Genomic DNA, 15937 nt, shown 5'->3' with positions numbered 1-15937 from the left:
TCAAATTGCGCCACGCTATGCGACGCGCCCCCAGTGCCCGCTGTCAGCGACCCGCACGCACACAGACTTCATCGCCTCCATGTAGCGGGTAACTGATTTCTGGGCGACCGGGTTATCGGGATGCATGATCGCCATGACCGTGCCTTCGCCGTACCGGAATATATAGATGGTCAGTTGATAGGAATACCGACCGTCGGGGTAGATTCCTATATTGTTCGCCAGGCCCAGGTCGGCGGCCGCCAGAATAGCGTTGAGCGGTGCAGCGCCGCCATGGAAGAAGTTCGACACGGGAAAGTTCGGCTCTGGCCACTTCAACCACGGTGCCAATTCCAATACCCGGTAATACGGCACCTTCGCCATGTCCAAAGCTGAATCGAAAGAGGCCTGCGCCGCCCACGCGGCATCGCTGAAAGAGGTCGCCGCTATTGGGACAGTGATCGGGATCAAGCCGGTAAACCAACCCTGCGTCATGAAATTGTCGCTGGCTGTGCGGGAATCCCTCGGAGTCAGTCCGTAGTACGTGAGAGCACCCGTGAACTCGTGTTCCACTAGGCCCAGGCAGGCGAACAAGCCGCCGACGAACCGCGCACTGGCCGCAGCGCAGGCCGATTCGAATCGCTCCGTCTGTTCTGGGTCCATCAGGACTTCGGAGGTCATGTAACTGCTCGTCGCCTCCGACGAGTTACCTAACGGCAGTGGGAACTCAGGAAAGCCACCATCGTTGTTCTCGGCGAAGTCAATCCACGCGCGTACCTGAGGCGAATCGACGGTTAACGTTGACGTGAAGTCGCGCTCGCGGGCACAGAAATCGTCAAAGCTGCCCGCGTCGGGGAGCGCAAGGGCCGCACCACCTCCGCTCAACGCCGTATACATTCCGTTGGCTTCCAGCATCGTTGTGCCGATCAGCGTTGCGTCTCCGTGGACATGGTCCATGGCGGCAAAGAGTGTGAAGTAATCTTCGGTCTGGATTATCCCGAAGGTGAAACAGCCCCATTCCAGCGGATTCGGTATGGCCACCACATGAGCTCGTATTTGATCAACGGTCATGTTGCCGTAATTAATGGGCTCAAATTCAATATCAGCTGGATCGCTGATGGCATGCCTGATGAACTCTCCATCACCGTTGTGCTCGAACCAACTGCGGAACGTGTCATGTCGACGCAGGTATGCGTTAAGGGCTTGATCCATTGCAGAAACATCACACTGGCCGGGCACATCACAGCTACCGATGATTTGCCGGGAAAAGCTAAGCCCCGCGGCTGTTCGTTCGCAATAATTACGAAGATGTTGGCCCTGCATGTAGCTGACCGGCACGGAACTGACCGGCGCGTGCCGGGCCTTTTCGGCAGCTGCGGAGGTCGGGTGCCAGGAGGTGACTGAGCCTGGGGTCAACGTCCACTCATTGAGTGAGCCGACGGTAATCTTCCCGATACGCAAAACTTCCTACCCTCCTCGGTTTTGGACGGTTCGCCTCCGGCCACGCTGAACAAGATAACCCTCGCGGCTGTCACTGTGGCGGTCATACATGCGCCTGTGAAAGCTCACAGTAAGTTGACATGTCGCCACGCGGCGTGATGCGCAAGCCGTCAACCATATTTGGCGTAGGGTGCGCGGTGTGTGCGGCGCCCGCTTTCGGCGCCACTTTTGCAATACTGGCGGCGGTCGTGCTTCTGGCGCGTAACCGGGCCGCCCGCTGCAATCGGTCTTCATCGTCCTAAAGCAGAAAGGACAACCGCATGGCATCCGTCGCAGGTCAACAGCACCCGGCACCGGGTTTTGCGATCGTTGGCTATGCGGCGCGCTTTCCGGGTGCCGCGGATGCCAACGAGTTCTGGCAGGTGCTGGCCGAAGGCAGGGATGCGATATCGGAGGTGCCTGCCGACCGGTGGGATGTCGACGAGTTCTTTGACCCGGATCCCGACACGCCCGGGAAGGTTGCGACCCGTCGGGCGGGTTTCGTCGATGACGTGACGGGGTTCGATGCGCCGTTCTTTGGTATGTCGGCGCGCGAGGCCAGGATGTTGGATCCGCAGCATCGGCTCTTGCTGGAAACGGCGTGGCGGGCAGTGGAGCACTCGGGTACCGCGCCAACGGCTTTGGCGGATACCAACACCGGTGTGTTCGTCGGTTTGGCCACCCACGATTACCTGGGGATGGCATCGGGCGAACTGACTTTCCCCGAGATCGAAGCCTATATGGCAATCGGGACGTCGAACGCCGCCGCAGCGGGCCGGATCAGCTTCCGGTTGGGGCTGCAAGGCCCGGCAGTCGCCGTCGACACGGCGTGCAGCTCGTCGTTGGTGGCAATTCATCAGGCGTGTCAGGCGCTGCAGTTGGGGGAATGCGACCTCGCCCTGGCCGGCGGTGCGAATGTCCTGCTCACTCCGGCGACCATGATCACTTTCTCCCACGCTCACATGCTCGCGCCGGACGGTCGGTGCAAGACGTTCGACGCGGCGGCAGATGGCTATGTGCGCGGCGAGGGTTGTGGCGTCATCGTCATCAAACGCCTTGAGGACGCGATCCGCGACGGTGACCGGATCCGGGCCGTGATCCGGGGCAGCGCGATCAACCAGGACGGCGCATCGGGTGGCCTGACGGTGCCGAACGGCGTTGCCCAGCAACGGGTTATCGCCGACGCGCTGAAGCGGGCCGGCCTGGCACCGACCGATGTTGACTACCTGGAGGCGCACGGGACCGGTACATCGCTTGGTGACCCGATCGAGGCTCAGGCCGCCGGTGCGGTGCTCGGTGCGGGCCGCGAGACGAGCGACCCGCTGTTGATCGGCTCGGCAAAGACGAACATCGGGCACCTGGAAGCAGCCGCGGGCATAGCGGGCGTCATGAAAGTCATCCTGTCGCTCGAGAACGAGCTGTTGCCGCCGCATCTGCACTTCCGCAACCCGTCGCCGCACATTCCGTGGGACCGCCTGGCGCTGCAGGTCGTGCAAGAGCCCACCCCCTGGAAACGCAATGGCCGGCCACGCATCGCGGGAATCAGCTCGTTCGGATTTGCCGGCACCAACGCGCACATCATCCTCTCCGAAGCCCCCGCCGAGGCCGTCCCGGCCATCGCGGCGCCGGCCGACCAGCCCGCGGAAGGGCGGTTCAGCATCCTGCCCATCTCGGCGCGCACGCCCGATGCACTGGTTCAGATCGCTGATCAGTACCGCAGCTGGTTGAGCGGGCACCCGGAGGCCACCCTGGCCGACGTCTGCTTGACCGCCGGGGCGGGGCGAGCGCACTTCGAGCACCGGGCCGCGCTGGTGGTGAACTCCAAGGAATCCGCCAGCGAGCTGCTCGGTGCACTCGCTGACGACCGCCCGGCGCCCGGCTTGGTGCGCGGGGTTTCCGATGCCACACCGAAGACAGCGTGGTTGTTCACCGGTCAGGGCAGCCAGTACCCGGGCATGGCGCGGGAGCTGTTCGAGACCGAGCCGGTGTTCGCCGAGACATTGAACCGCTGCGCGGCCGCTGTCGCCGATGTGCTCGACAAGCCTTTGCTGGACGTTATTTTCGACGTGGATAGCCCGCAAGCAGAGGAAACGCTGCGGCAGACCACCTACGCGCAGCCCGCCTTGTTCGCGGTGGAGATGGGTCTGGCCCGGCTATGGCAGTCCTGGGGATTCGAGCCGGCCGTGGTGTTGGGTCACAGTGTCGGCCAGTATTCGGCGGCCTGCGTTGCGGGCGTGTTCAGCCTGGAGGATGGCGCGCGGCTGATGGCCGAGCGCGGCCGCCTCTTCGGCAGCCTGCCCGCGGGCGGCCGGATGGTCGCGGTCTTCGCGGCCGCGGACCGCGTCGAGGGCCTGACGGACCGGTTCCCGAGCTTGTCCGTCGCCGCCTACAACGGGGCGAACACCGTATTATCCGGTCCTGCAGGTGATTTGGACCAGGCCGTGGCCATTTTGACGGCTGACGGTGTGCGATGCGACTGGCTGGAAACCAGCCACGCGTTCCATTCGGCGCTGCTGGACCCGATCCTCGACGAGTTCGAATCGTTTGCGAACGGGTTCAAATACACGTCGCCGCAACGGATTTTGGTGGATAACCGCACCGGTGCCGTGATCGGCCGCAGCCAGAAGCTGGACGGCAACTACTGGCGTCGCCACGCGCGCCAGCCCGTCGAATTCGCCAAGAGCGTGCAGACGCTGTCCGACCTGGGCTGCAAGGTGCTGCTCGAAATCGGCCCGCAGCCGGTGCTTACGGCCGCGGCCCTGCGGGCATGGCCCGACCCCGCCGCCACGCCGCGCGCAATCGCGTCTCTGCGTAAGAACACCGCCGACCACCGCCAGATCATCGAAGCCCTCGCGGACGCATACGCCCTTGGACATCTCCCGAACTTCGGTGGTGTGCAACAGGGGGCGGCGCGAAAGCTCGACCTGCCCACCTATCCGTTCCAGCATCGCCAATACTGGTTCCGGGAAAATCGCGATCTGCCTACCCAGCAATCGCATATGTCGTCGAGTAGCGAGACCGTTCGGCTGCTCGAAGACGGCAAGATCGAAGAGCTGGCCGCGCTTCTCGGTGGTGCCGGCGATGACGGCCAAACCGTGAATGTGTTGACAAGGCTGGCGGCGCAACACAACCAGCAGCGCAAGACCAAGTCGATCTCAGACGCGCGTTACGAGTTCCGTTGGGAGAAGAGCAACGCCGCGGCATCCGCCGCGGGTGAGGCGGCTACCTGGCTGCTCGTCGGCGACGACGGCGAGGCGATCGCGCCGATTGTCGAGGCGCTGACCACGCGGGGCCAGCAGCACCGGGTCGTAGGCTTGCCGGCATCGGAGGCCGACGAGCAAGAGCTCACCGCGACGTTGCGTGCCGCGGCTGAAGCGACGCCGGTGCTGCGCATCCTCCACTTCGCGGCGGTGGAATCCGACATCGTGCCATCGCAGCGATCGCTGCTGCGGCTGCAACACCAGGTTTTGAGCGGAACCCGGCGGCTCTTCCGCGCCGCGGCGGCCGCCGAATTGCGGGCGTCGATCTGGGTGGTAACCCGTGGCGCACAACGCATTACCGATGGCGACAGCGTGTCACCCGAGCAGACCGCGCTGTGGGGATTCGGTCGTGCCGCCTCGCTGGAGCTGCCGCAGCTATGGGGCGGCCTGGCCGATTTGTCGCAAGGCAGGGAAAATGAAGCCGACGAATGGTCGCAATTGGTCAGCCAGGTCGCGGCTGAACCGCGCCGCGAAGACCAGTTCGCGGTGCGTGGGCAAGACGTCTACGTGCCCCGGCTGGTGCGACGGGCCGGGCAGCCGAACGCCAGACCGCTGGCATTGCGCGATGACGCAACCTATTTGGTGACCGGTGGACTGGGCTCGATCGGACTGGAAATCGCCGGATACCTGGCCGCCCACGGCGCCAAGTATCTCGTGCTGACCAGCCGGCGCTCGCCCAGCGAGGGCGTGCAGCAGCGCATCGATACGTTGAGCGAACAGCACGGCAGCGATATCCGGGTCTTCACGGCCGATGTCGCCGACGCGCACGACGTCTCGCGGCTGTTGTCCACCATCAAATCCGAACTGCCGCCGCTGGCCGGCATAGTTCATGCCGCAGGTGAAATTGGCACCACGCCGCTGATTGACCTCAACGACGCCGAAGTCGATCGGGTCTTCGCCGGAAAGGTCTGGGGTGCATGGTATTTGAGTGAAGCAGCCGCGGATCTGAAGCTGGACTTTTTCCTCAGCACCTCGTCGATCGCCTCGGTATGGGGCGGGTACGGTCAGACCGCCTACGGTGCGGCCAACGCCTTCCTGGACGGTCTGACCTGGCGTCTGCGCGAGCAGGGTGTCGCCGGGGTCAGCGTGAACTTCGGTCCGTGGTCGGCGGGCATGGCCGACGAGGAGTCGCGCGCCAAGCTGGGTAAGCGTGGGATCAAGGCGTTGTCACCTGCTGATGCTCTGGCGGGTCTGGCCGAGTTGATCGCAGTGTCTGGCGAGGAAGGTCCCGTACAAGGAGTAGTGGCCCGGATCGACTGGGCGCGTTTCCTTGCGCTCTATCAGCAAGCGGGCCAGCGGGCGTTCCTCGCCGAGCTGGAGCGTGAGCTGCCCAGCGCGGTGCCGGTGACCTTGCCGTCGGGAAAGACGGAGCTGGTCGAGCGCCTCACCAATGCGCCTGTGCAGCAACGCCGGAAGCTGCTATTGGACTTCCTGCGCGACGCGGTGGCCGATGTGACCCGGGTCGATCCCTCCGAGATCCGCGAGGACGCCGGATTCTTCGACCTCGGCATGGATTCGCTGATGGCCGTCGAGCTGAGGCGCCGCATCGAGCAAGGCGTGGGCAAACAGATCCCAGCGACGCTGGCAATGGACCACCCGCGACTGTCGGACACGGTGGATTACCTGCTCGGCGATGTGCTCGATTTGAGCGAACAGAGGTCCGGCCCGTCGCCGGCGGCCACGGTGACGGTCCGCACGGACGAGCCGATCGCGATCATCGCTGTGTCATGCCGTTTCCCGGGCGCTCCCAACCCGGAAGCGTTTTGGGATGTGTTGTCCGGCGGCATCGATGCGATCCGAGAGGTCCCCGAGGACCGCTTCGACATCGACGAGTTCTACGATCCCGATCCGGAAACTCCGGGCAAGACCTACACGCGCTTCGGCGGATTCCTCGACGGCATCGACGGATTCGATCCCGAGTTCTTCGGCATCTCTCCGCGTGAGGCCGTCTGGATCGAGCCGCAGCAGCGGTTGATGCTCGAAACGGTCTGGGAGGGCTTAGAAAGGGCGGGGTACGCGCCTGCGGCGTTGCGCGGCAGCCGAACCGGCGTCTTCGCGGGCGTGGCAGCCAACGAGTACGCCCATCTGCTGTCCGCCGAATCGATCGACAAGATCGAGCCGTACTTCATCACGGGTAACGCGCTCAATGCGATCTCCGGCCGGGTCGCCTTCGCGTTCGGTTTCGAAGGACCCGCCGTCGCCGTCGACACAGCGTGCAGCTCCTCGCTGGTCGCTGTCCACCAGGCGGTGCAGGCTTTGCACTCTGGTGACTGCGATCTCGCGGTGGCCGGCGGTGTGAACGTCTTGCTCAGCCCGGTGACGGTGGTCGCCGCATCGCGGGCCCGGATGCTGTCGCCGGTCGGGCGATGCAAGACCTTCGATGCGTCGGCCGACGGCTACGTTCGCAGTGAAGGCTGCGGGATCCTGGTGCTCAAGAGGCTCAGCGACGCCGAGCGCGACGGCGACCGGATCGCGGCGGTGATCCCGGGCAGCGCCGTCAACCAGGACGGTGCGTCGAGCGGTCTGACTGTGCCCAATGGGGGTGCACAGCAACGGCTTATCGCCACGGCGCTGGCCCGGGCCGGTCTTTCCGGCGGGGACGTCGATTACCTCGAGGCACACGGGACGGGTACTCCGCTCGGCGACCCGATCGAGGTCCAGGCGGCCGCGGCGATCTACGGAGCATCCCGCGATGCCAACCGGCCACTGCTGATGGGTTCGGTGAAGACCAACATCGGTCACACCGAATCGGCCTCGGGTGCAGCGGGTCTGATCAAGGTCGTGCTGTCGTTGCAGAACGGGGTGTTGCCGCAGAGCCTGCACTTCGACAACCCGTCACCGCACATCCCGTGGGGTTCGCTGCCAGTGAAGGTCGTCGACAAGTCGACGCCGTGGGAAGCCAACGGCCGGACGCGGCGGGCCGGTGTGAGTTCGTTCGGATTCACCGGCACCAACGCTCACGTGCTGATCGAGGAGGCGCCGGCGCCACAGCCGGTGATCATCGACGAGCAGCCGGCGGATGGCGCTGCGGCGGAGCCGTCGTCGGAGTCGACCGGCCCGGAAACTTCGGTCAACGTGCTGCCGTTGTCGGCGCGCTCCGCCGACGCGCTGGTCGAGTTGGCGCAGCGGTACGGCTCGTGGTTGGCCGGCCACCCGGACGCTGACATCGCCGAAGTGGCCTTGACGGCCGGAGTGGGCCGCTCGCACTTCGAGCACCGCGCCGCCCTCGTTGTTGATTCGGTGCAGAGCGCAACCGCGGGTCTGGCCGACCTGGCCGCCGGCCAACTCCGTCCCGGTGTGGTCCGTGCCGAGTGCACCGATCGGCCGACGACGGCATGGCTGTTCACCGGCCAGGGCAGCCAGTACCCCGGTATGGCGCGCGAATTGTTCGCCGCCGAGCCGGTTTTCGCCGAGACAGTGAAGCGGTGCGCCGACGCGGTCAGTGGGATCCTCGAGCAGCCGCTGCTGGAGGTGATCTTCGCCACCGACCGCGAGACCGGTGGCAAGGCCGGAGAAACTCTGAAGCACACGTCCTTTGCGCAGCCGGCGCTGTTCGCCATCGAGATGGGTTTGGCTCGGCTGTGGCAGTCGTGGGGGATCGAGCCCGACGTGGTGCTCGGCCACAGCGTCGGCCAGTACGCGGCGGCCTGCGTCGCCGGGGTGTTCAGCCTCGAGGACGGTGCGCGCCTGATGGCCGAGCGCGGCCGGCTATTCGGCAGCCTGCCCGCGGGCGGACGAATGGCGGCGGTGTTCGCCGACCCCAAGCAGGTCGAACAGGTCGCCGGCGAGTTCCCGAGCGTGTCGGTCGGCGCGTACAACGGCCCCAACACGGTGCTCTCCGGACCGGGCGGCGACCTCGAGCAGGTCGTCGCCAAATTCAGCGAGGACGGCGTGCGCTGCACGTGGCTGGAGACCAGCCACGCCTTCCACTCCGAGCTGCTGGAGCCAGTGCTCGGTGAATTCGAGTCGTTCGCAAGCCAATTCGAATTTGCGACGCCGACGCTGCCGCTGGTCTGCAACCGCACCGGGGCCATCCTCACGGCGGAGACCCCGCTGGATGCGCAGTACTGGCGCAAGCACTCCCGCCAGCCGGTGCAGTTCGCCGAAAGCGTGCGCACCATCGCGGCGCTGGGCTGCTCGGTGCTGATGGAAATCGGCCCGCAGCCGGTGCTGACCGGTGCCGCGGTCCAGGTGTGGCCGGAGCATCTGGCCGCGCCGCGGGCGATCGTGTCGCTGCGCAAGGGTGTCGGTGACCGCGGTCAGATTGCCGACGCGTTGGCCAACGCCTACGTCAGCGGACACCGGCCCGCATTCGCTGCGCTGCACCAACAGCACGGCCGCCGGCTGGAATTGCCGACCTATCCGTTCCAGCGGCGTCGTTTCTGGCCGAAGAGCTCGGCGATCACTGTCGACGGTCCGGCGATGTCCGGATTGCTCGGCAGCGGAAAGGATCTCGCTTCCGGAGATTCCGTCTACACCAGCAGGCTGTCGGTCAAGTCGCAGCCGTGGCTGAACGATCACGTCATCTACGGCACCGTCGTCGTTCCCGGCGCCACGTATGCCGCGATGGCGCTGGCGGCGGTCGGGATGCCGGCACACGTCAAGGAGGTCTTCTTCTACGAGCCGATCATCCTGCCGGAGAAGGCTTCCCGTGAAGTGCAGCTGTCACTGCATCCGCTGGACGAGGGCTGGAAGTTCCAGGTGCACAGCCGCCCCTACGGCGTTCGTGACGCCGAGTGGTCGCTGAACGCCGACGGAACCGCCATCGCCGGCGCCGGCGAAGAGCCGGAGGCCGATGAGCAAGTGGTCCCGGCGGAGCCGATCGACGCGGCGATCGAGCGGATGGAGCGCATGCGTCCGCAGGAGTTGTTCGAGACTTTCGACGACATGGAACTGTCCTGGGGCCCGAACTGGTCCGGATCGCTGAAGTCGTTGTGGCTGGGGGACGGTGAAGCGATCGGCGACATCTCGGTCGGCGAAGAACTGTCCGAGAACCTCGGCACCGAACCGATGCACCCAGTCCTGATGGACCTGTGCACCGGCGTCGCCTTCCCGGCCTTCCCGGCGCTGCGTGCGGTCGAGCAGGGCGTCAGCGGTCTGTTCCTGCCGCTGCGCTACGAGCGGGTGACGCTGAAGGAGAAAATGCCGCGCCGGTTCTACTGCCGGGCGAAGTGGCACACCAATGAGCTCGACAGCGAGACCCAGGTGTTTGACCTCGAATACCTCGATCGGGACGGCCGCAACCTGGGCGGGATTCGCGGCTTCACCGTCAAGCGGGCTCCTCGAGAGGCGTTGCTGCGGGGGCTCGGTGGCGACACCACCCGGCTGCTGTACACCCTCGGCTGGCACGAGGTGCCACTTGCGCCATCGAGCGCTGATGTCGGGGTCGCCGCAACCCCCAGCGGCACTTGGCTGATCGCCGGATTCAGCGAGCTGGCGGCCGGCTTGCCGGGTTGCATCCCGTTCGACCGGACCAACGACGCCGAGCTGCTGGGCCAGGCGTTGGCGCAGGCGCACGAGAAGGGGATGCCGTACGCCGGCATCGTGTGGCGCAGCTTCCGGCCGAAGGCCGAGGAGTCAAGCACAGAGTCGACCGCAGAGCAGATCACCCGGCTGGAAGCCGAGATCGAGAATCTGCTTAGCGCGGTGCACACCGCGCAGGCCGACAACTCGGTGAAACTGCCTGGCGGGCTGTGGCTTGTCACCGAACGGGCGGTCGCGACCGAATCCGGAGAGCCGGTCGATGCGGTGCAAGCAGCATTGTGGGGCCTCGGTCGCACGATCGCCAACGAGGAGCCCGGCCTGCGCAGCAAGCTGGTCGATGTCGACGGATCGCCGGAAGCGGTGAAACTCTTGACCGGCCTGCTCGGCGCGCCGATCGACGAGCCGGAACTCGCTTTGCGCCAAGGCAAAGCATTGGCATCCCGGTTGCTGCAGTGGTCGCGCAGCGGTCACCTCACGGTGCCGCGCGCCGACGATTACGCCCTGCTCCCGACCGAGCGCGGCGCGATCGACAACCTGCGTCTCACCGAAAAGGAAGTGTCGCCGCCGGACGAGGGCTACGTCCAGGTGCGCGTCGAGGCCGCAGGCCTGAACTTCCGCGACGTGCTCAACGTGTTGGGCCTCTACCCGGGCGACCCGGGGCCGGTCGGTGGCGACTTCGCCGGCACCGTCACGCAATTGGGCGAGGGCGTGACCGGACTGGAGGTCGGTCAGCGGGTCTACGGCTCCATGCAGGGTGCGTTCGCCAGCCGCTTCAACGTGCCGGCCCAGTTCCTGGCGCCGATCCCGGACGGGGTGAGCGCAGTTGAGGCCGCGACCATTCCGGCCGCGGCGCTCACGGTCCGGCTGTCGTTCGACTGGGCAAAGCTCAATCCCGGCGACAAGGTGCTCATCCACGCCGCCAGTGGTGGTGTCGGATTGGCCGCCATCCAGATGGCGCAACAACTTGGTGCAGAGGTCTACGCGACGGCAAGCACCTTCAAGCGGGCGACGCTGCGCAAGCTCGGCGTGAAGCATGTGTACGACTCGCGCACAACCGATTTCGCCGACCAGATCCTGGCTGACACCGACGGCGCCGGCGTTGACGTGGTGCTCAACAGCCTGACCAGCGAAGGGTTCGTCGAGGCGACGGTCCGGGCGACCGCCAAGAACGGCCGTTTCGCCGAGATCGCCAAGCGCGACATCTGGACTGCCGAGCAGATGGCCGAAGCCCGGCCCGACATCGTGTACGAGATCGTCGCGTTGGACACGGTGATGTTCACCGAACCCGACCGGATTCACACCTTGCTCAGCGAGGTGTCGGACGGGTTGGCGAAAGGGCAGTGGACGCCGCTGCCCGCCGAGATTTACCCGCTGACGGAGGCCAGGACGGCGTTCAGGCGCATGCAGCAGGCCCGGCACATCGGCAAGATTGTGTGCCAGATGCCGAATCCGCTTGCACCGCAGCCTGATCGGAGCTACCTGATCACCGGTGGTCTCGGTGCGATCGGTCTGAGCACGGCGTCGTACCTGGCGCAGCTCGGGGCCGGTGACATCGTGCTGACCAGTCGGCGGAAGCCGGATGTGGAGGCACAGCGGACGATCGACGAGATAACCGAGCGCTACAAGACCCGCATCCACACCTTCTCGGCCGACATCGGTCAGGAGTCGGACGTTGCGAAGTTGCTGGAGCGTATCCGCGCGGAGTTGCCTCCGCTCGCGGGAGTCGCGCATCTGGCCGGTGTGCTCGACGACGCGCTGCTCAACCAGCAGGATCTGGACCGGTTCCGGACCACGTTGGCGCCCAAGGCGTTCGGCGCGTTACACCTAGACCGCTTGACGAGGAACGACAAGCTCGACTTCTTCATCGTGTCGTCGTCGGTGTCGAGCTTGCTGGGCTCACCGGGTCAGGCCAACTACTCGACGGCCAACGCGTTGCTCGACGGTCTGATCGCCGACCGCAAGGCGCACGGCCTGCCGGCCACCGGGATCAACTTCGGTCCCTGGGGTGGGGGCGGTATGGCGTCGTCGGAGGCCGCCAGCGCCAACATCAGTGCGCAGGGTCTGCTCCCGCTGGATGCGTCGGCTGCCCTGGGTGCGCTCGCCGAAGTGGTTGCCAACGGGACCGGGCAGGCGATCGTCCTGAAGGCCAACTGGGCGCGCGCGGCGAAGGTGCTCGGCAGTTCCCGTCCGCCGATCCTGGACCTGGTGTTGCCGAGTGAGATGGCCGAGGTCGTCGACAGCGAATTGCTCAAGCAACTGCAGGAACTCCCGGTGGCTGAGCGGGCGACGTTCATCACCGAGTTCCTGCAGCGCGAAGTGCAGGGCTTCCTGCGGCTCGCGCAGCCGCCCGCCCCGACGAGCCGGTTCCTGGACCTGGGCACCGACTCGCTGATGGCGGTCGAACTCCGCAATAGGTTGCACAGTCAGTTCGGTGGCAAGTTCACGATCAACGCCACCGCGGTGTTCGACTACCCGACGATCGGCGGGCTGGGCGAGTACCTCGCGGCTCAGATGCCCGACGCCGAGTCGGACTCGGGTGACGCGGCACCTGCTGCGGCCGAAGCCGAGGCCGAGCCGGAAGCCGTTGAGCGGCAAGCGGAAACAATCGCGGCGTCGTCGTCCAACGGCTCGTCGAACGGTTCGTCGAACGGCTCGGGTTCTGCCGCGGCGCAGCCGAGTGCGGAGCCGGAGCCGGCCGGGGAGCAGAGTTGATCGGGGACGGGTTCAGTCGGCCACGCGGAACGTCGCGTTGACCTTGGTCGGCTGAACCCGCACCACCAGCTCGCCGGGCACGGCGTTGCGCTGGCCGAATTCGTCGGCGCGGTGGGCTCCCATGTAGCGCCCGCCGATCCGGGTCGCGATGTCGAGCAGGTCCTCGGCGTCGTCCTGCATAGACGCCGTTCCCTGTACCTGCACGAACGAGTACGGCGGATGGGGATCGTCGACACAGATGACGACCCGTGAATCCCGGGCCAGCGCACGGCCTTTCGCCGTCTCACCACCGGTGGTGAACACCAGCTCGCCGTTGTCGACAATGAACCACACCGGAGCTACCAGCGGCCGGCCGTCGGCCGCGACGTAGCCCAGCATTGCGGTGCGGGTGCCCTCGGAGAGAAAGTCGACGACTTCCGCTGAAAGCTCGGCCATCACTGGCCTTACAGCGTCACGACGTCGTAGTCGCCGACCTGATCGATCAGCACATGCAACTGGTCCTGGGAGGAACCAAGTGTGCGTTCGATCGCGGTCAGCCTCGCCGCATAGTGGCCGACTGGATACTCCGCGGTCATACCGATACCGCCATGCAGCTGAATCGACTCCTGCGCGACGTGCCGTCCCGACCGGCCAATCTGCAGCTTGGCCCGTGCCGCGACCACCGGGTCGAGATTGCCGTCGGCGATCGACATCGCGGCGTAGAGGTTCATGCTGCGGGCCAGTTCCAGCGACACATACATGTCGGCGGCACGCTGGGTAAGAGTTTGAAACTTGTTGAGCGTGACACCGAACTGCTTGCGGGTCTTGAGGTAGTCGGTGGTCAACCGCAGCGCCTCTTCCATGGCGCCGACCGCCTCGGCACACAATGCGGACTGGATGCGGACGATGCCATTACGGATGGCGACCGAGGCGTCCACCGCATCGCCGACCGGCTCGCCCGGCGCCTGGCTCAGGTCAATCTGCGCGCCGCGTTGGCCGTCGAAGGTGCGATACGGCCGGCGGGCGACCGCATCACCGTCGACTAGGAACAACCCCACGCCGCTGTCGGGCAACCCCGCGGTCACCACCAGGGTGTTGGCACCGTCGCCGGCCAGCACCGGGTTCTTGCGCCCGCTGAGCAGCCACGAATCGCCTTGCTGCACAGCGGTTGTCCCAACACCTTTGCCCGGCGCTCCGCGCATCCCGGGTTCGAGGTGGGCAAATGCCAGCAACCGCTGCCCGGCGGCGACCTCGTCCAGTAGTTCTTTTTGTGCGTCGGTGCCGACCTCGGCGATGATCGCCCCCGGCCCCAGCGCCGCGTGCACGATGGGCTCGGGTGCCAGCCGGCGCCCGACTTCGGTGAGCACGACCATCACCTCGATCTGGCCGGCCTCGTCAGGATCGAAGCCCAGCCCGAGAATCCCGGTGTCGGCCAGCTGACTCCACACGTCGCGGCTCCAGCCCAGCTCGCTGCCGATGACCTTGTTGCGGCTTTCCGGGTCATAGGTTCGGGCTAGTAAGTCGCGGGTGGTGTCGCGGAGCAGAACCTGTTCGTCGCTCAACTGAAAGTCCATGGCCTTACCTCATTTTCCTGAAACGCTGCCGCGTTCCTACAGTCCCAGAATGGTGGACGCGATGATGGTGCGCTGTACTTCGTTGCTGCCGCCATAAATCGACGTCTTGCGGTAGTTCAGGTAGTGCGGCGCGCTGCCTTGAGCCCACTCCGGCGACACGATCTCGTCGCCGGCGTCGAACGGCAGCGCATCCGGCCCGGCGACTTCAACAAGCAATTCGCTGGCGATCTGCTGCAATACGCTGCCGCGCAGCTTAAGCACGGACGACGCCGGATTGGGCTTGCCGGCCGCGGAGCCGGAAGCGACACGCATTTGTGTGAGTTCCAGTGCCAGCAACTCGTTTTCGGCTTCGGCGAGCCGGGCGGCGAAGAGCGGGTCGTCGAGCAGGCCGGTGTCGGTGGCGCATTGTTTGACCTCGGCGAGACGAACCTTGGTGCGGCCCACCCCCGCGATGCCGGTTCGCTCGTTGCCCAACAGGAACTTTGCGTAGGTCCAGCCCTGGTTCTCTTCTCCGACAAGCTGATCGGCCGGTACCCGGACGTCTTCGAAGAACACCTCGTTGACTTCGAAACTGCCGTCGATCAGCTTGATCGGGCGCATCGTGATGCCCGGGGTGTCCAAGTCGATCAGCAAAAACGAGATGCCGGCTTGCTTTTTGGGTGCCTGCGGGTCGGTGCGCACCAGGCAGAAGATCCAGTCGGCGTATTGGCCCAATGTCGTCCAGGTCTTCTGACCGTTGACGACATAGCTATCGCCGTCGCGCAGGGCGGTGGTACGCAGCGAGGCCAAATCCGAGCCGGCTTCGGGCTCGGAGAATCCTTGGCACCACCAAATGTCGAGGCTGGCCGTCGGAGGCAGGAAGCGCTGCTTGGTTTCCTGGGACCCGAACTCGGCGATCACCGGTCCGACCATCTTGGCGTTGAAGTTCAGGGGTTCGGGGACAGAGGCCAGCTGCATCTCGTCCAACCAGATCTGATGCTGAGCGGGCGTCCAGTCTTTGCCTCCCCACTCGACGGGCCAGCTGGGCACCGCCAGCCCGTGATCGTTGAGGATCTTATGGCTGGTGACGTAGCCGTCGCGGCCGAGCGGTAGACCCTGGCGGGTTTTCTCGCGAAGGTCCGCCGGAATCTTCGTCGTGTAAAAGGTGCGCAGCTCGTCGCGGAAGGCGGCTTCGTCCGGTGTGAGTGCCAGTTGCACGGCAGTCTCCTCTGCTGGATCCGACGGTCCTGTCGTGCACGTTATCTGCACACCCAACCAACCGGTCAGGCGGCTGGCTCATAGCGACGCGGCGAGCGCCTGCAACGTTTCGGCGGAGGTGTACTGCGGCGTCCACCCGAGCTGCGTTTTCGCCTTTCGGGTATCCATCACCACCGATGTGCGCGCGATGTGCAGCCATTCGGCGGCCGATGGAACCATGGGCAAACGCGCGACGATCGCCGAGGCCGCAGCCGCGGCAACGGCGGGCACACGCAC

Annotated in this window: 4 protein-coding genes and 2 pseudogenes; 1 reads left to right on the top strand and 5 read right to left on the bottom strand. The window is 65.7% G+C overall.

Translation table 11 applies throughout. The features are described 5' to 3' along the window. Positions 1–15: 15 nt before the first annotated feature. Positions 16–1437, bottom strand: a complete 1422-nt coding sequence (locus tag WB785_RS21655; protein WP_424081678.1) for a condensation domain-containing protein — start codon at positions 1435–1437, stop codon at positions 16–18. A gap of 299 nt (positions 1438–1736) precedes the next feature. Between WB785_RS21655 and WB785_RS21650 the strand changes: the two are divergent. Continuing rightward, positions 1737–12720 (top strand): annotated as a pseudogene (locus WB785_RS21650) (type I polyketide synthase); the annotation flags it as partial. Positions 12721–12923: 203 nt separating this feature from the next. On the opposite strand, the gene WB785_RS21645 reads toward WB785_RS21650, so the two are convergent. The 4 genes and pseudogenes from WB785_RS21645 to WB785_RS21630 all read right to left on the bottom strand — a co-directional run. Next, positions 12924–13346, bottom strand: coding sequence for a PPOX class F420-dependent oxidoreductase (locus WB785_RS21645; RefSeq protein WP_424081676.1), 423 nt, complete (start codon positions 13344–13346; stop codon positions 12924–12926). An 8-nt stretch (positions 13347–13354) separates the two neighbouring features. Further along, positions 13355–14464 (bottom strand): acyl-CoA dehydrogenase family protein, encoded by a 1110-nt coding sequence (locus tag WB785_RS21640; protein ID WP_424081674.1) that lies wholly within the window; start codon positions 14462–14464, stop codon positions 13355–13357. A 36-nt stretch (positions 14465–14500) separates the two neighbouring features. Then, complete coding sequence (locus WB785_RS21635; RefSeq protein WP_424081672.1) at positions 14501–15661, bottom strand: acyl-CoA dehydrogenase family protein; 1161 nt, start codon at positions 15659–15661, stop codon at positions 14501–14503. Between the two features lie 78 nt (positions 15662–15739). Continuing rightward, positions 15740–15937: pseudogene (locus WB785_RS21630) on the bottom strand (epimerase); the annotation flags it as partial.

This window comes from Mycobacterium sp. (assembly GCF_049585075.1).
In the GTDB taxonomy this organism is placed as follows: Bacteria; Actinomycetota; Actinomycetes; order Mycobacteriales; family Mycobacteriaceae; genus Mycobacterium.
Note: the sequence above shows the minus strand (reverse complement) of the source record. Positions and strands in the feature narration are given on the sequence as shown.